14 protein-coding genes are annotated in these 17,501 nt (G+C 64.8%); 5 read left to right on the top strand and 9 right to left on the bottom strand.

Annotated elements, in window-relative coordinates:
• Positions 1-5: 5 nt before the first annotated feature.
• Positions 6-3,884 carry an ATP-dependent RNA helicase HrpA gene (gene hrpA, locus FGL95_RS03550; RefSeq protein WP_169584794.1) on the bottom strand — a complete coding sequence of 1,293 codons (3,879 nt, stop codon included), beginning with the start codon at positions 3,882-3,884 and terminating at the stop codon, positions 6-8.
• 101 nt (positions 3,885-3,985) lie between these two features.
• On the opposite strand from hrpA, the gene FGL95_RS03545 reads away from it, so the two are divergent.
• Positions 3,986-5,212, top strand: coding sequence for an aminotransferase family protein (locus FGL95_RS03545; RefSeq protein WP_169584793.1), 1,227 nt, complete (start codon positions 3,986-3,988; stop codon positions 5,210-5,212).
• Positions 5,213-5,260: 48 nt separating this feature from the next.
• Here FGL95_RS03545 and FGL95_RS03540 read toward each other — a convergent pair whose 3' ends face one another.
• Positions 5,261-5,938, bottom strand: coding sequence for a PhzF family phenazine biosynthesis protein (locus FGL95_RS03540; RefSeq protein ID WP_169584792.1), 678 nt, complete (start codon positions 5,936-5,938; stop codon positions 5,261-5,263).
• Between the two features lie 65 nt (positions 5,939-6,003).
• Here FGL95_RS03540 and FGL95_RS03535 point away from each other — a divergent pair, with 65 nt between their 5' ends.
• Positions 6,004-6,981 carry a LysR substrate-binding domain-containing protein gene (locus FGL95_RS03535; protein ID WP_169584791.1) on the top strand — a complete coding sequence of 326 codons (978 nt, stop codon included), beginning with the start codon at positions 6,004-6,006 and terminating at the stop codon, positions 6,979-6,981.
• Here FGL95_RS03535 and FGL95_RS03530 read toward each other — a convergent pair.
• Positions 6,899-7,201, bottom strand: coding sequence for a winged helix-turn-helix transcriptional regulator (locus FGL95_RS03530; protein ID WP_206071411.1), 303 nt, complete (start codon positions 7,199-7,201; stop codon positions 6,899-6,901). The genes FGL95_RS03535 and FGL95_RS03530 overlap by 83 nt on opposite strands.
• Before the next feature lie 83 nt (positions 7,202-7,284).
• On the opposite strand from FGL95_RS03530, the gene FGL95_RS03525 reads away from it, so the two are divergent.
• Entirely contained in the window at positions 7,285-7,863 is a 579-nt protein-coding gene (locus tag FGL95_RS03525) for a carboxymuconolactone decarboxylase family protein (RefSeq protein WP_169584790.1), read from the top strand.
• Here the strand turns inward: FGL95_RS03525 and FGL95_RS03520 are convergent.
• The 4 genes from FGL95_RS03520 to FGL95_RS03505 all read right to left on the bottom strand — a co-directional run bounded on the left by FGL95_RS03520 (position 7,850) and on the right by FGL95_RS03505 (position 13,559).
• Positions 7,850-10,330, bottom strand: a complete 2,481-nt coding sequence (locus FGL95_RS03520) for a DEAD/DEAH box helicase (RefSeq protein WP_420838021.1) — start codon at positions 10,328-10,330, stop codon at positions 7,850-7,852. The genes FGL95_RS03525 and FGL95_RS03520 overlap by 14 nt on opposite strands.
• A gap of 41 nt (positions 10,331-10,371) precedes the next feature.
• Positions 10,372-11,406: an alpha/beta fold hydrolase gene (locus FGL95_RS03515; protein ID WP_169584788.1), complete on the bottom strand. Its 1,035-nt coding sequence runs from the start codon at positions 11,404-11,406 to the stop codon at positions 10,372-10,374.
• A 74-nt stretch (positions 11,407-11,480) separates the two neighbouring features.
• Positions 11,481-12,518, bottom strand: coding sequence for an alpha/beta fold hydrolase (locus FGL95_RS03510; RefSeq protein WP_169584787.1), 1,038 nt, complete (start codon positions 12,516-12,518; stop codon positions 11,481-11,483).
• A gap of 93 nt (positions 12,519-12,611) precedes the next feature.
• Positions 12,612-13,559 carry a proteasome assembly chaperone family protein gene (locus tag FGL95_RS03505; RefSeq protein WP_169584786.1) on the bottom strand — a complete coding sequence of 316 codons (948 nt, stop codon included), beginning with the start codon at positions 13,557-13,559 and terminating at the stop codon, positions 12,612-12,614.
• A 192-nt stretch (positions 13,560-13,751) separates the two neighbouring features.
• Here FGL95_RS03505 and FGL95_RS03500 point away from each other — a divergent pair, with 192 nt between their 5' ends.
• A complete protein-coding gene (locus FGL95_RS03500) occupies positions 13,752-14,453 on the top strand; it encodes a sensor domain-containing protein (RefSeq protein WP_169584785.1) in 702 nt (233 codons plus the stop codon).
• 162 nt (positions 14,454-14,615) lie between these two features.
• A complete protein-coding gene (locus tag FGL95_RS03495; protein WP_169584784.1) occupies positions 14,616-15,749 on the top strand; it encodes a DUF4192 domain-containing protein in 1,134 nt (377 codons plus the stop codon).
• Between the two features lie 8 nt (positions 15,750-15,757).
• Here the strand turns inward: FGL95_RS03495 and galE are convergent, their stop codons facing one another.
• Complete coding sequence (gene galE, locus FGL95_RS03490; protein WP_169584783.1) at positions 15,758-16,744, bottom strand: UDP-glucose 4-epimerase GalE; 987 nt, start codon at positions 16,742-16,744, stop codon at positions 15,758-15,760.
• Complete coding sequence (locus FGL95_RS03485; protein WP_169584782.1) at positions 16,744-17,430, bottom strand: iron-dependent transcriptional repressor DtxR; 687 nt, start codon at positions 17,428-17,430, stop codon at positions 16,744-16,746. Before FGL95_RS03485 ends, galE begins: the two co-directional genes overlap by 1 nt.
• Positions 17,431-17,501: the final 71 nt, after the last annotated feature.

Raw genomic sequence — 17,501 nt, 5'->3', positions numbered from 1 at the left:
GTAAGTCAGCGGCCGGCTTCGGCGATCGCACGCTCGATGCGTTTCGCCGAGATCGGATACGGCGTCCCGAGCCGCTGCGCGAACAAGCTGATTCTCAGTTCCTCGATCATCCACGATATTTCGACCACGCTCGCAGAGCTGCGCCGGGCTTCCGGCAGCGCCTCGAGCAATCGGTCGTAGGCGGCGTATACCCGGTCCAGCACAACCATTCCGGCACGGTCGCGGTCCGCGCTTGCGGGCAAGGCGTCCAGGCGCGCGATTGCACCGTCCAAATATCTCGGCAGCTCACGCAGTCGAGCGCGGCCGAGATCAGTGACGAAACCGGCGAACACCAAGTTCTTCAACTGATCGGCGACGTCGTCGGCCGGCTCGCCTCGCGCTCCGTCGAGCCGACTTCGCAGCTCGCCCGCCTTGGTCAGGATCGGAACGACCGCCCGGACCAGTTCGCTCACCGCGGGAAACAGTTGCGGTCGAATTGTGGCGACGAGCTCAGCGAATCGCTCGGGGGAGCGCACGGGTCCACGGGCGGCGCTGAGCAATTCATCGACGGCGCATGCTCGGCAGTCGTCGATCAGCGCGTCGATTGATCCATGCGGGTTCTGGCTCAAGACGACTCGGGCGGAGGGCGACAGTCCGGCTGTGAGCTGCTTCGCGGGAGTCGGCACCGCAGCAAGAATCAGGGCGCGGGTGCCGGCCCGCATCGACGCGGCCTGTTCACCAGGCGTGCTCAGCACCCGAACAGCCACGCCAGTGCGTTCAGGAACCAGCGCTGGATAACCGGTCACCCGTTGGCCACCGACATCGCGGGTGATCGTGTCGGCGATCGTCCCGAGCGTGTCGGCGGTCCAGGTCGACGCCGGCGCGCGTTCGACCCCGTCAGCTGCACGCGCGACCGCGGTGGCGACCTCGGTGGCCAGCTGTCGACGCAGCGCGGTCAGGTCTTTCGAGCTGCCGACGATCTTTCCCGAGGCGTCGATCGCGGCGAAGGTCATCCGGACGTGGTCCGGCAGCGCGGCGACGTCGAAGTCGGCGGGCGCGATGGGGGAGCCCGCGAGGCGAGTCAGCTCCCGAGCGATGGCGTTGACCAGCGGTTCCGACCGCGGCCGAACGGCCGCAAGTGCCGCGCGAGCAAAGTCCGGCGCAGGAACAACGTTGCGGCGCAGGTGTTTCGGGAGGGTCTTGATGAGCGCGGTCACCAACTCCTCGCGCATGCCGGGCACCGACCAGTCGAAGCCGACTCCTTGCACGCGCGCGAGCTGCGCGACCGGAATACGCACGGTCACGCCGTCGTCGGCGGCGCCCGGCTCGAATTGGTAGGTGAGGCCGAACTGCAATTCACCCTGTCGCCACGCGTCCGGGTAGTCGCCGCTCAGAACCGGTGCAGCCGATTCGTGGAGGACCGCCTCGGGAGTGAAATCGAGCAGGGTCGGTTGTGTGCGGCGCGTCTTCTTCCACCACGTGTCGAAATGCTGCGCCGAGACGACCTGGGGTCCGATTCGTTCGTCGTAGAACGCGAACAGTGTCTCGTCGTCGACAACGATGTCGCGTCGGCGAGCACGGTGTTCGAGACCTTCGAGGTCGTCGAGCAACGCGACGTTGCGGCGGAAGAACTCGTGGTTCGTCCGCCACTCGCCTTGCACCAGGGCATGTCGAATGAACAGCTCGCGCGACGCTTCGGGATCGATCTGGCCGTAACCGACCGGCCGATTAGTCACCAACGGGATGCCGTAGAGCGTCACCCGCTCGTAGGCCATCGCCGAGCCGCGTTTGCTCGACCAATGCGGTTCGGAATAGGTCTTCTTGATCAGATGTGGCGCAAGCCTTTCCGCCCATTCCGGCTCGATGCGCCCGGCCATCCGGCCCCACAGTCGCGACGTCTCGACCAATTCCGCGGCCATAACCCACCGCGGCGGCTTCTTGAACAACGACGAGCCGGGAAATATCGCGAATTTCGCGCCGCGGGCACCGAGGAAATCGCGGGTCTCGGCGTCGCGCAGTCCGATGTGGGACAGCAGCCCAGCCAGCAGCGCCTGATGCACAGCGTTGTCGCCTGCGGGCGTGGAGTTCTCGTCCCAGCCGAGTCCGCGCGTGATCGTGCGGAGCTGGCCGTGCAGGTCCTGCCATTCGCGAATGCGTAACCAGTGCAGGAATTCCGACTTGCACATTCGCCGAAACTGGCTCGACGACAACGAATGGCGTTGCTCGGCGAGGTAGTCCCACAGCCGGGAAAAGGCGAGGAAGTCCGAGTTTTCGACGTTGAACCGTGCGTGCGACGTGTCAGCGGCTTGCTGGTGCTCCGACGGTCGCTCGCGGACGTCCGGAATCGCCAACGCCGAGACGATGATGAGCATCTCTTTCAGACACGCAACTTTGTGTGCCTCGGCGAGCATGCGTGCCATCCGCGGATCCACGGGCAGCTGGGCGAGTTCGCGACCGACCTTGGTCAGCGCGAGACCGTTGGTCGTGGTGATGGCGCCCAATTCTTCGAGCAGCGCAACGCCATCGCGGATGCTGCGGTTGTCGGGCGGCTCGACGAACGGGAACTTCTCGATCTCGCCGAGGCCGAGTGCGGTCATCTGCAGGATGACGGCAGCCAGGTTGGTGCGAAGGATCTCCGGCTCGGTGAACTGTGGGCGAGCGTCGAAGTCGTCCTCGGAATACAGCCGGATGCAGATGCCGTCGGCGACGCGCCCGCACCGCCCGGACCGTTGTCGTGCCGAGGCCTGCGAGATGGGCTCGATCGGCAGCCGCTGGACCTTGGTTCGCTGGGAGTACCGCGAAATTCGGGCGGTTCCGGGATCGACGACGTAGCGGATGCCCGGCACGGTCAGTGACGTCTCTGCAACGTTGGTCGCCAGTACGACGCGCCGACCCGTATGACCGGTGAAGACGCGATGCTGTTCGGCCGCAGACAAGCGTGCGTAGAGCGGTACGACCTCGGTGCGGGCGAGCTTCAGATCGTTCAATGCATCGGCGGTGTCTCGGATTTCACGTTCACCGGACAGGAAGACGAGCACGTCGCCGTCGCCTGCCGCGAACAACTCGACGACCGCATCGCACACCGCGTCGACGGGATCGCGATCGATCGTTTCGGTACTCGTCTCGACGGTCAGCGGTCGGTACCGGATCTCGACGGGGTACGACCGCCCGGATACCTCGACGATGGGCGCTGGTACGCCGTTGCGAGCGAAGTGCCGGGCGAACAGCTCGGGATCGATGGTCGCCGAGGTGATGATCACCTTGAGGTCAGGTCGGCGCGGCAGCAGCTGCTGCAGATACCCGAGCAGGAAGTCGATATTGAGGCTGCGTTCGTGCGCTTCGTCGATGATCAGCGTGTCGTAGCGGCGCAGCAGCCGATCTCTTTGAATCTCGGCGAGCAGAATGCCGTCCGTCATCAATTTGACGAGGGTGCCCTCCGACGCGTGGTCGGTGAACCGCACTGTGTAGCCGACGACGTCACCGAGTTCGGTGTCGAGTTCTTCGGCGATCCGCTCGGCGACCGTGCGGGCGGCGATCCGCCGCGGCTGGGTGTGGCCGATGGTTCCGCGAATGCCCCGGCCTAGCTCCAGACAGATCTTCGGAATCTGCGTCGTCTTGCCCGAGCCGGTTTCGCCTGCGACGACGACCACCTGGTGTGCGGCGATCGCCGCAGCGATGTCTTCTCGACGTGCGGTGACAGGCAATGCTTCGGGATAGCGGATCACAGGCACGGACGCCCGCCGGTTGGCGACGCGCACTTCGGCAGCGGCGATGTCGCGTTCGACCTTCTCGATCGCGTCCGGGGTGGCCGCGCGGTCGACTTGCCTGCGCAGCCGATGCTCGTCGCGGAAAGTGAGTGCCGCCAGTCTCGCGCGTAGCTCCGGTGCGTTCGATGTCCTGGTCATGGCAGGTCCAGGGTATCGAAGGAGACGGCCGACCTTCGCGCGCGACCGGCGACATGGGATAGTCGCCACACAGATCGTCAGGCTTGCGAAGGGGTCGCGACATGGGTTCGCTGTGGCACGGATTTGCCGATATGGGGGCCGTCGAGAAGGGCGCGTTCGTCATCGCACGTGGCGAAGGCGCCTACATCTGGGATTCCGCAGGGACCAGGTATCTCGACGCCACCGCAGGGTTGTGGTTCGCGAACGTCGGCCACGGCAGGCGTGAAATCGCTGACGCGGTCGCCGATCAGCTCGCGAAAGTGGCCCACTATTCGAACTTCGGCGACTTCGTCCCCGAGGTGACGCTCGCGCTTGCCGAGCGGCTGGGCGCCATCGCGCCGGTTGCGGGAAGCAAGGTGTTCTTCACTTCCGGAGGCTCGGATTCGATCGACACCGCGGCAAAGTTGGCCAGGCGGTACTGGGGTGAGGTCGGCAAGCCGTCGAAGCGAATCATCGTCGGCAGACAGAAGGCCTACCACGGCATGCACGTCGCGGGCACGGCGTTGGCGGGCATCCCGCCGAACCGCGAGGGCTACGGCGAATTGATGGCCGACGCGCGGACCGTGGCGTGGGACGACGCGAAGAGCCTGCTCGCGCTGATCGAGGAGATCGGGGCCGACAACATCGCGGCGTTCTTCGCCGAACCGATCATCGGTGCTGGCGGGGTCTACCTGCCGCCCGAGGGCTACCTCGCCGAGGTCCGCCAGATCTGCCGCGATCACGACGTCTTGTTCGTCGCCGACGAGGTCGTGACCGGTTTCGGTCGAATCGGTGGATCCTGGTTCGCGTCGTCGCGATTCGACCTGCAGCCCGACATCATGACCACGGCGAAAGGTCTGACGTCCGGATATGTGCCGATGGGTGCTGTCTTCATCGCGCCGCACATCGCGGAACCTTTCTTCGCCGGGGGAGTGTGGTGGCGCCACGGCTACACCTACGGCGGTCACGCCGGTGCCGCGGCTGCCGCGATGGCCACGCTCGACATCATGGAGCGCGAGGACTTGCTGGTCGAGTCGAAGCGGCTGGAAGCGTCACTGCACGAACATCTTTCGCCGCTGGCCGACGAGCCTCGGGTGCAGGAGGTCCGTAGCGGGATCGGTGCGGTCGCGGCTGTGCAGCTTGCCGACCCCGCCGAGGCGCTGCCGTTCGTGAAGACCCTCCGTGAGCACGGCGTGTCCGGCCGGGCTGCCGGTGTGGGCGCGTTGCAGTTCTCGCCGTCGTTCGTGATGACCGACGAGCAGGTCGCCGAGATGGCGGCGGCGGTCCGTCGGGCGCTGCGCGCCTCGTAGAACCGTGCGCGAATTTCACCCTTGCAGGGGTGAGACGCGCGCACGGGGTTAGAGGGTGAAGGTCCGCTCCGGCACGGTCCGGCCGCCGATGGTGACCCAGCCGTCGCCGTTGTAGGTCGTGAAGATCTGCGAGCCCCGACCTTGCGTGATCACGAGGTCGCGCTGCAGGCGCGACGTGATACGGACCGCGTCGGCACCGGTGGCCTCGTCTTCGCGAATCCCGAGGTTCGGGGCGAACATTCGTGAGCGGATCGCGCCTGCCGATTCGTCCGACCATGCCCATGCATAGTGGTGGCCGTCGGTGAAGGAGTCGGGATCCAGCGCGACGACGTCGTCAGCGGTCGGCAGGTCGAGGAAGGTGGCTTCGGCAGCCCACTCAGCGCGGGCGCGAACCTTCGTCAGACCGTTCGTCCGCGTCACCGCAACGAGGCCCGCGGGCACTTCGAGGCTTTCGACCGGTGTGCCCCTTTCGCTCAACCACCAGCCGAGCCCGACCGTGGGATGGCCGGCGAAGGCCAGTTCGGTTGCGGGAGTGAAAATTTGCGCCCGGACCGTGGAACCGAGGGCGGCGAGCTCGACGAAGACGGTCTCGCTGTAGCCGAGATGTTTTGCTACGGAGAGTCTTTGGTCTTCCGGGACCGCTGCGGCATCGATTATTCCGAGGATATTGCCGAACTCTCCTGTCGGATCGGTGAATACGCGTACGACGTTGACCTCGACTCCCATGTCGGCAGGTTACTGGAAATGCGAAACGACAGGCACGACGCAACAGGCGTCGTAGTCTTATCGGTATGTCGGACCAAGCGCATCAACCGACGTTGTCTCAGGTGCGCGCGTTCGTCGCTGTCGCCGAGTACCGGCATTTCGGAACTGCCGCGACGCGTCTGAACGTGAGCCAACCGACGCTGTCTCAGGCGTTGGCGTCCTTGGAACATGCCCTCGGCGTCCAATTGATCGAACGCAGCACGCGAAAGGTGCTGGTGACGACCGCGGGCAAGCATCTGTTGCCGGATGCACTGGCGACTGTCGAGGCTGCGGACCGGTTCTTCTCGGCCGCGGCTGGCGTCGGCAACAGCCTGACCGGCCGGATCCGCATCGGCTTCATACCGACCATCGGGCCTTACGTGTTGCCCGAGTTGTTGCCCGCGTTGCGGGAAAATGTGCCTGGACTCGCGTTGCAGGTTGTCGAAGACCAAACGGCACGACTGCTCGACGACCTTCGTGCGGGTGCGCTCGACCTCGCGACCGTGGTTGTGCCCGCCGACTCGCACGGACTGATCGAAATTCCCCTCTACCGTGAGAATTTCGTACTGGTGGTGCCGCAGGCTCATGTCTTGTCGGGCAAGACCGAGCTGCCGATCGACGTGCTCGGTGAGTTCGGGTTGCTGCTGCTCGAAGAGGGTCATTGCTTGCGGGACCAGACGTTGGAGCTGTGCCGATCGGTCGAGGCGCACCCCGACACCGTCGGAAGTTCGCGGGTGAACTCGTTGACCACCCTGCTGCAATGCGTCGCCGGCGGGCTCGGTGTGGCCTTGGTTCCGGAGATGTCGGTCGGGGCGATCGCGGGTGCGGGGCTGGCGATCGGTCGATTCGCCGAGCCGGTCCCGGGGCGGACGATCGGCCTCGCGTTCCGTGGATCGAGCGCCCGTCGTCAGGACTACGAACTGGTAGCCGAACTGCTGCGGGCTACGGCTCCGGCGACCGCCATTTTCGGGTCCAGTCGGATATCGGCTGATACACCGTCAGTAGGTCGTCCCCTGCCGCAGTGAGGCGGTAGCCGTCGTCGTGCTCGATGATCGCTGCGTCGCGCAGCTCTTGCAGGCGCGCGGCGAGCACGCTCGGCGACACGCCGTCGCACCGTTGCTGCAGTTCACGAAACGTTGCTGCGCCGGTGCGCAACTCCCAGATGATCCGCAACTGCCAACGCTTGCCGAGTAACTCGAACACCTCGGTCACCGCCCGGCCGTGCGCGCGCTCTTCTGTCGCCACGATCGTCTCCTCCCTTGTGCTACGGAAATAGTAGCGTTACCGTGGATGCTACTGAAACAGTAGCGCAACGAAAGGTCAGAACGATGGTCAGAATCGCTCCGGTCGAGCCCCCTTACGAGCCCGCTGTCACGGACATGTTGTCGAAATGGATGCCGCCGGGAAACGACGGCATCGAACCGCTCGCGTTGTTCCGCGTGCTCGCGATTCACAGTGATCTGTTCGGTCGTATGCGGCCTCTCGGTGCGGGGCTGCTCGGCAAACCACGCCTGACCGTCCGGGAACGCGAGCTGCTCATCGCGCGCACCACCGCTCGCTCAGGTGCGGGTTATGAGTGGGGCGTACACGTGACGTCGTTCGCGCGACCCCAGGTCGGACTGAGCGAGGCTCAAATCCGTTCGACCGCGGTTGGTTCCCCGGACGACGACGTATGGGACGACGAACACGACCGCGCCGTGCTGCGGCTTGCCGACGAGCTCCACGAGACCACGTCGATCAGCGACGAGACGATGCGGGTACTGCGCGAGCGGTGGAGCGACGACCTGCTGCTGGAGGCGGTCATTTGCTGCGGGTGGTATCGACTGCTGTCCGGGGTGATCAACGTCGCGGACCTGGAGTCCGAAACGTGGGCCGAGCCGTTCCCGTTGGCCGTCAGCCCGCGGTGACCGTGAGGTCCTCGAAGACCACCTCGCCTGCGGCGTCCGATTCGGCAACATCGACGACTGCATCGATCGACCAACCGTGATCGCCCGCGGGATCGTCGAGGACCTGACGCACCGTCCATGACGTCGGGGACTGCTCCAGTTGAAACAGCTGCGGACCGCGCGCACTCGGGCCGGTGCCGATCGTTCCGTACTCCTCGAAATACGGGTCGAGGAGCTCGGGGAAGTCGTCGGGCAACTCGTCCCATCGGCGAAAGGCCGCAAGCTCGACGCGCCGGAAGACGGCATTGCGGACGAGCACCCGAAAGGCGCGCACGTTCGCCGAAATAGGGCGTGGTGCAGCGGAGTCGAAGGCGATCTGGTCCGTGTCGGTTTCTGCGCCGGGGTTCGTCAGCTGTTCCCACTCGTCGAGCAGGCTCGAATCGACCTGTCGCACAAGCTCGCCCAGCCACTCGGTGATGTCGGTCAGCTCTTCGGTCCGTGCCTGCTCCGGGACCGTGCGGCGAAGAGCCCGGTAGGCATCGGCGAGGTAGCGCAGCACCAGACCCTCGGACCGCGTCAGCCCGTAGTGTGCGATCAGTTCGGTGAACGTCATCGACCGTTCGACCATGTCACGCACCACAGACTTGGGGGACGGCGCGAACTCTGACAACCAGGGGTGCCCGCCTCGATAGGTCTCGAACGCGGGAATCAGCAAGTCGGACAGCGGCTTCGGCCAGGTGACCTCTTCGAGAAGCTCCATTCGCTCGTCGTATTCGATGCCGTCGGCCTTCATCGACGCGATCGCCTCACCGCGGGCGGCATGCTGCTGTGCCATGAGGAGCTGCCGCGGATCCTCCAGTGTCGACTCGATGACCGACACGACATCCATGGTGTAGGTCGGTGATTCGCGGTCCAGCAATTCGAACGTGGCGAGGGCGAACGGTGACAAGGGCTGGTCGAGAGCGAAGTCCCGCTGCAGGTCGACCGTGAGTTGCGCATGGCGACCTGTCGCGTCCGGTTCGGGAAGTTGTTGCACCACACCGGCATTACGCAGACCGCGGTAGAGCTGGATTGCCCGCAGGATGTGGCGGCGCTGTGCGGGGCGCGGTTCGTGATTGTCTTCCAGCAGATGCCGCATCGCGTCGAAGCAGTTGCCCGGACGCGCGATGACGTTGAGCAGCATCGAGTTGGACACAGCGAAGCGCGAGGTCAACGGCTCCGGCGGCGCTGCAACGATGCGTTCGAACGTCTGCTTGCTCCATGACACGAAACCCTCGGGCGGTTTACTGCGTTGCACGCGTTTCAGCTTCTTCGGATCATCGCCTGCCTTGGCGACGCGCCGGGCGTTCTCGACCTCGTGCTCGGGTGCCTGCACGACGACGGTGCCCATGGTGTCGAACCCCGCTCGCCCTGCGCGGCCGGCGATCTGATGAAATTCGCGTGCCTTCAGCTGCCGCGTGCGGACGCCGTCGTACTTGGTCAGCCCCGACAGCAGGACCGTCCGGATCGGCACGTTGATGCCGACGCCGAGCGTGTCGGTGCCGCAGATGACCTTCAAAAGTCCGTCCTGCGCGAGCTTCTCGACCAGGCGACGATATTTGGGCAGCATTCCCGCATGGTGGACACCGATGCCGTGCCGGACCAGTCGCGACAGGGTTTTGCCGAATCCGGTCGCAAATCTGAAGTCGCCCAACGCGTCCGCGATGGCGTCTTTCTCTTCGCGGCTGCTGAAGTTGACGCTGGTGAGTGCCTGAGCGCGCTCCAGTGCGGCGGCCTGGGTGAAATGGACGACGTAGACCGGAGCCTGATGGGTGCCCACCAATTCCTCGATCGTTTCCCCGATCGGGGTCAGTGCATACGAATAGCTCAGCGGCACCGGACGTTCGGTGCCCTCGACCACTGTGGTCGGTCGGCCGGTCCGGCGGCGCAGATCGTCGGCGAAGAATTCGACGTCCCCGAGCGTCGCCGACATCAGCAGAAACTGCGCTTTCGGCAGTTCGATCAGCGGAACCTGCCATGCCCAGCCGCGGTCGGGATCTGCGTAGTAATGGAATTCATCCATGACGACCTGGCCGACGTCGGCGTCGGCACCCTCGCGCAATGCGAGGTTCGCCAGGATTTCGGCGGTGGCACAGATGATCGGGGCGAGCGGATTCACCGAGGCGTCACCGGTGATCATGCCTACTCGGTCCGCGCCGAAGATCTCGCAGAGTGCAAAGAACTTCTCGCTCACCAGCGCTTTGATCGGCGCGGTGTAGAACGTTCGCTGCCCTTTCGCCAAGGCCGCGAAGTGCGCTCCGACAGCGACCATCGACTTACCCGAGCCGGTCGGTGTGGCAAGGATGACGTTCGCGCCGGACACAAGTTCGATCAACGCCTCGTCCTGCGCGGGATACAGTGCGAGGCCGCGCTCGGTGGTCCACGCGGTGAACGTGTCGTAGAGCCAGTCGGGTTCGACGCTGCCGCCTGCAGGCAGTTCCTCGACCACGCTCGATAGTTGCACCGCTCCAGGCTAGTGGTGCCCTCGATCTAGGTTGCGCTTCGCTCGGCCGAACCGAGCGCGTTGAGCACCGCCATCCGCGCAGCAGTGCCGCCGGTCACCTGCGCGACCGCGAACCCCTCGGCCAGGGATTCGCGCCAGACCGATTCGTCGAACATGGCCGGCTGCGTCGAATCGATGAACTGCTCGACGAGTCGGACGAACCGAAGGGGATCGTCCCGGAAAGGGAAGTGGGCTGCGTCGTCGAAGATTTCGAGCCGCGAACCTGGCATGGCCGCATGTGCCAGCCGAGCGTGACTGACCGGTATGACCGCGTCTCGCGCGCCCCAGACGACCTGCACCGGCACGTGTTCGGTGAGGTAGCACCGGTCGAGAATCGTAATGGTCTGCCCACGCCAATCCGCCCCTGCTCGCAGCGTTTTGACGAAAGCGCGGTGCCCCATCACGTCGCTCTGCCCTTGCAGGACACGCAGCGCGTCGACGGCGTCGTGCATGATCGACGCGCTGGATGCGCCGGTCGCGGCATACAGCGCTGCGGCTTGCCGCCCGAGCAACCCGAGCAGTGGCGTGGCGCCGGGGAGTTGGAGAAGTTGCAACACGGACGCGACGCCAGGCAACGACGCGAGCCGAAACACTGGATGGACGTCGGCCCGAATGCCCGCTGTTCCGACTAGCACCAGGCGCTCGACCAGGTGGGGAAACTGGTACGCGAATTGCATGGCGACGCCGCCACCAAGGGAATGGCCGACGATGGTGGCGCGCTCGACGCCCAGAACGGTCAGCAGATCACGCAGCCCGTTGGCGTAGGCGGCCACCGAATAGTCCGCGCGCGGTTTGTCGGAGCGTCCGTGACCCAGCAGGTCCGGGGCGATCACCCGGTGGCTCGCCGCGAAATGCGGGATGACATCGCTCCACGTTTCGGAGTTGTCGCTGATGCCGTGGATCAGCAGCAGCGGCGGCCCGTCGCCGGCGATGCGGACGGCCCGACGGTACCCGTGAATGGTCCGAAAGATGAGCCTGGTGTCGATTTCCGATACCGGCCGCAGCGTCGGTGAAGTGCTCATGTCGACTCCTTGGTTCTTGGCGATTCGAGGAGGACGGTCGCGGCGCTGCGAATCCGAATCCGGCGGTGCGAGGGTCAGGTTGCGCTGCGTTCGGCGGTGTCGAGCGCGTCGAGGACGGCGATGCGAGCGGCAGGTCCGCCTGCTGCGATCGACTCCGCGACACCGTCGACCAGCGTGGTACGCCACGCGTCAGCGTCGAACGTTGCCGGTGAGGTCGAACCGATGAAGGATTCGACGACGCGCAGGAAACGAATCGGGTCGTCGAGAAATGGATAGTGACCGGCGCGATTGAAGATCTCGATCCGCGAACCGGGCATGGCCGCATGAGCGAGATACGCATGGTTGACGGGAAAGACCGAATCCTGCGCACCCCAGACTATTTGCACCGGAATGTGTTGATTCAGATAACACCGGTCCAGCAATGTGATGACCTGACCCCGCCAATCGACGACCGCTCGAAGTGTTTTCAAGAAAGCGAGATACGCGGTGCCGTCCTTGATATCGCCGAGTATTCGGACGAGGTCGGGCGTCTCGTTCAGAATGCCCATCGGCCGCAGCGTCGCAGCGTGTAGTTGTGCAGCGACATTTCCGGCGAGCTTCGCAGCGAGCCGTCCACCGGGGAGCCGGAAGAGGCGTAGCGATTCGTTGACCAGCGGAACCGAGATCAACCGAAGCAACGCGTGAATATCTTTGGTGACCGCGCTTGTCGACGTCAGCACCAGCCGGTCCACGAGCTGCGGAAACTGGTAGGCGAACTGCATTGCAACCGCCCCGCCGAGGGAATGGCCGATGACGGTCACCCGCTCGATGCCCAGCACGGCCAGCAGGTCCCGCATGCCGTTGGCGTATGCGGCCACCGAGTAGTCGGCGCGGGGCTTGTCGGAACGACCGTGACCGAGCAGGTCGGGGGCGATTACGGTGTGGTGCTGCGCGAGGTGCGGAATTATGTCGCTCCACGTTGCCGAACTGTCACCGATACCGTGAATCAACAGGATGGCTGGGCCTTCGCCCGCAATACGAAATGCACGGCGATAACCGTGAATTGTGCGAAATACCAGCCTGGTGTTCGCGTCCGGGACTCGACGGAGTTTGCGCACTCGCGGATCGGGCATGTCGCCTCCTGGCCTTATTTGACCAGTACCCTAATCCGCGAACTCGCTTCGTATGGGAACGACAAGTAACACCGATGTTTCGAACAATGGCGGTCAGACCGGACCGTCGCCGCCCTTGTTTTCGTCGTATCCACCCTGCTCGGCAAGGAATCGCTCGAACTCTGCGCCGATTTCCTCACCGCTGGGTAGCGCTTCGTCGCCCGCGAGCAACGTCGACTGCTGTTCTTGAGCGCTCACGAAACTGTCGTACTGACGCTCCAACGCGGCGACGACGGCCTCGACCTCGGTATTGCCCTCGATGTGCTCGTTGACCTGCTCACGCATGCGCGCGGCTGCCTCGCCGAGTGCGGCGAGCGGCAGTTCGAGCCCGGCGTTGCTGGCGACGTTCTCCAACAGCGTCTGCGCGGCCTCTGGGTAGTCGGTCTGGGCGAGGTAATGCGGAACATGCACCGAGAAACCGACGGACTCGTGCCCGTGCTGCGCCATCCGATATTCCAGCAGCGACGACGCGCTGCCGGGAACCTGCAGCTCACCAGCCCAGCGTTGATGGTCGGCGACCAGATCGCGGTTGCTCGAATGTGCCGTCATGCCCAGCGGCCGAGTGTGGGGGATCGCCATCGGAATCGCGTTGAGCCCGATCGTCCGACGAACACCGAGCTGCTCGGCCAGCAACCGCACCGCAGTGGTGAATCGCTCCCACTTCAGGTCCGGCTCCATGCCTGCCAGCAGCAAAAACGGCGTCCCGACGGTGTCTCGAAGCGCATAGACCTTGAGCTCAGGCTCGGCGTAGTTGGAAAAGTGGTCGAGCTTGAAGGTCATCGTCGGCCGACGCGAGCGGTAGTCGAGCAACTCGTCCACGTCGAACGAGGCCACAAGTTCGTGCTCGAGGCTGTCGCGCAAATGCGAGGTTGCCAGCCGGACAGCGTGGCCGGCATCGGTGAAGCCCTCCAGACCGTGAATGAGCACGGGGCCTGCGCCGTCGGCAGCAGACAATTGGGGCGCTGGAAACTCCAGTTCGTACATTCTCGACTGCTCATCCATGACGGACCCCTTCCTGCGGAATTATCTCCAGTGTCCCCTACGAAGACACCAACGCACGCCGATCTTCTAGTTGTTCAACGTCGGGAGGGTGCCAACACATTCCAGGACCGACACCCGGTTCTCTTACCGGGGTGGGAGGCGTCCGGATGGCACAGTGGGCGACAAGGGCTGAAATGTAACAGGAGGACAGACGTGAATCGACGAACGCGCAAGCTCCGCGTGGGCTTGTGCGCGAGTGTCGTGGCCGTCGCCGTGGCCGGATCCGGCTGCTCCGCGACGGTGAACGGCAAGGCCATGCCGAGTGCAACGACGGCTGCCGCCCACGTCGCAGGCGAGCTCGGTGGGTTGCTCCTCGACACGTCGAGTTTCGCGCCTCCGTACGACGCGGTGAAACTGCCTGGTCCCGCGGTGTCGCAGGCTTTGGGCGACCTGGTCGGCGATGCCGCAGGCGCTACGGTCGAACCGGCCGATTGTGCCCAAGACCTGATCGACCTCGACACTGCCGACGCTGCGATCGTGGTGGGGACGGACAATTCGACCCGCTCGACGATTTCGGTGGCGCTGGCGCGCACGACAGGTTCGTTGGCAGATCAGCGGGCACGGTTCGAGAAGTGCCCCGACGTCACGTCGACGGAGAACGGCACCGTCACGAAGATCCACGTGGCGTTGACGCCTGCAGCGCCTGTCGACGCCGACGAATCGCTGGCATTCAAGCGGACAGTCACATCAGGGTCGGGAAGCAAACCGCTGACGCAGACGAGTGTGCAGCTGTGGGCGCAGGTCGGCGACGTGATCATCGTGACCGCACACATCTCCTTCTCGAATGCCAAGCCCGATTCCGCTGCGTTGGACGAGTTGTTCACCGCACAGGTGCTGAAAGTCAAGAAGGCCTGACTGCACCCTGCTACCACACGCCGCCGACACGATCCCATTTTCAGGGCGCTGAAACCCGCCGAAACGCGCAGTTCTTCCACACCCCGACGGGTTATCCACAGATGAATTGAAACCGGCCTCTCGAGGCGTGTTTCGTCGGCGCGTTGGTACACGCTCTGACCCATGACAACTCGAACATCACCGCCCGATCCAGCAGCGACGGCGCATCGGCTGCGTGTGTCCGATCCCGCCGATGTGCTGGCTGCGTTGCCCGCGCTGCTCGGCTTTACTCCCGAACGGTCGCTGATCCTCGTCTGCCTCGGTGGGCCTGTGGGCACAGCACTCGGAGCAGTGCTACGTCACGACCTGATCCTGCCCGACGAATTCGACGACCCGTACGTCATCACCGACGCGATGGTGGCTGCGATCGACCTGTTCGCGAGTGTCTGCGCCCGGGAGCGCGCCCGAAAGGCCATCGCTTTCGTTGTCGACGAGGCGTCCGACGACGAATACGACTCTGCGGCAGTAGCTTACGAAGCCGTGGCGGAGGCTTTGTTCGACAGACTCGATGATGTCGGCACCGAGCTGGTCGGGGTCCACTCAGTTGCCGAGATCGCGAAGGGACGATTCTGGTGGAGTCTGCTCGACGATCCGAGGTCGGGCTTTCTGCCGGATCCGCAGACTTCTGCGATCATGGCTGCCCACGTTGCCGAGGGTCGGCAGATACGCCGTTCGCGCGACGAATTGGCAGCAACACTGCAGCGGGCCAGCGCAATCGAACGCGCGACGATCGCCGACCACATCGACAACGCCAGGGAATCGAGCGTCCTGGCGCGGAAACTTGCTACGGCCAAGCCGGATCCGACAGAGAGGAGTCGGCGCGAGTTGAACATGGTGCTCGCCCACATTGCGGTCGCGGAGTCGGGCCAGCGCCTCCTTGCACCCGAGATCGCCGAATTGAGTCTCGCTTTGGCCAATTCGATGGTGCGGGACGCAATGCTCGCTGTTGCTGTCGGTCCGTACGCGGTAGCCGCGGAGCAGCTATGGCTCACCATGGCGCGAGCGCTGCCCGACCCGGAACGGAGTACCGCGGCAACACTTCTCGGTTTCAGCGCCTACGTACGTGGCGACGGTCCGCTGGCGGGCATCGCCTTCGAGGCCGCGCTCGACTCGGATCCGGTCCACTATTTGGCACGATTGCTCGATGGCGTACTGCAGACGGGGATGCGGCCCACCGAGCTACTCCCGATCGCCGACGCAGGCTTCGAGGCCGCCCGTCTGCTGGGTGTGACGTTGCCGCCGGCGGTAATCGCGTGAACGCGTCGTCAGGCCCGCTTGGCCGCGTGGGAGCGGTCGCCGAGAGACTGCAGGAATTCCCATGCGTCGGAGACGATCTCGTCGAGCCCAGTGGAGGCAGGCCGCCAGCCCAGCTCGTCCATCGCGAGCGTGCTCGACGCAATGAGCACGGCTGGATCGCCGGCGCGGCGGGGGGCGTCCTCTGCCGCAATCGGCTTACCGGTCACGCGTTCGCACGCCGTAATGACCTCGCGCACAGTGAATCCGGCGCCGCTGCCGAGGTTGTAGATCCGGTGCGCGCCCTTCTCCGACGTCTGCAACGCGAGCAGGTGCGCGTTGGCCAAGTCGCGAATGTGGATGTAATCGCGCACCGCGGTGCCGTCTTTCGTCGGCCAGTCCGTACCGAAGACCGAAATCTTGTCACGCACTCCCGCGGCGACTTGGAGGACCAACGGAATCAAATGCGTTTCCACGACGCGATTTTCGCCGAAACCGGCGTATGCGCCCGCCACGTTGAAATAGCGGAGGCTGGTCGCGGCGAGGCCGTGGGCGATCGAATACGACGTGATCGCGTGGTCGATCGCGAGCTTGGAGGCGCCGTACGGGTTGGTCGGTCGGGTCGGTGCACTCTCGGTGATCGGCGACGCTTCCGGCTCGCCGTACGTCGCCGCTGTCGACGAGAAGACAAGCCGAGGTGTGTTCGTCGTCCGCATGGCGTCCAGCAGGGCCAGCGTCTTGACGACGTTGCCCTGCCAGTACTTCTCGGGTGCAATCACGGATTCGCCGACCAACGATTGCGCCGCGAAATGCAAGACGCCGTCGAAGGTGTCGCTGCCGAGGATCTCCGCGGCCAGGTCACCGACATCGCCCTCGACGAACTGCGCCCCCGAAGGGACTCCGTCAGCGTTGCCCGTCGAAAGGTCGTCGACGATGACGACGTCGTGGCCCTGTTCGAGGAGTACCTGAGCACACACACTTCCGACGTAACCGGCGCCGCCGGTGACGAGCAGTTTCATCACACGCACTTCACGGCGACAGCGTGTGCCATCTCGTCCGGCAGGTCGAATCCTTCGTGTCCGGGCACGGTGATCGTCACGACGCCGGACTTGTTCTCCACAGTGACCCTCGCATCCGGAACAACGCCGGCTTCGCGCAACTGCCCGATCACCTCTGGGTCGGTCTGAATATGTTCGGCCAAGCGCCGGACGACTACTGCGGTCGGCGTGCCAGGAGGAATATCGGTGAGGCGCACGAGCACCTCGCCGTTGTCGGCAGGCTTGTCGACACCGAGCTCGTCGAGGCCGGGAATCGGGTTTCCGTACGGCGACGTGGTCGGATTCTTGAGGACGACAACGAGCCGTCGCTCGACTTCCTCGCTCATCACATGCTCCCACCGGCAAGCTTCGGCGTGCACGTTCTCCCAGTCGAGCCCGATGATGTCGACGAGCAGCCGCTCGGCAAGCCGATGCTTGCGCATGACAGCCACAGCAAGGTTGCGGCCCTTGGCGGTCAGTTCCAGATGGCGGTCGCCGGCGACGAGCAGCAGGCCGTCGCGCTCCATACGCGCAACGGTCTGGCTGACCGTCGGGCCACTCTGCTCCAGGCGTTCGGCGATGCGGGCGCGCAGCGGCGTGACGCCCTCTTCTTCGAGGTCGTAAATGGTCCGGAGATACATCTCCGTGGTATCGACAAGATCCTTCACCCAATACCCCTTCGTCAGTCAAGGATTCTACCGGCCGCGCGGTCGGCGATAACCACACGCAATTCTCTGCC

This window comes from Antrihabitans stalactiti (assembly GCF_012932915.1).
In the GTDB taxonomy this organism is placed as follows: Bacteria; Actinomycetota; Actinomycetes; order Mycobacteriales; family Mycobacteriaceae; genus Antrihabitans; species Antrihabitans stalactiti.
This window is presented reverse-complemented; position numbering and strand designations above follow the sequence as displayed.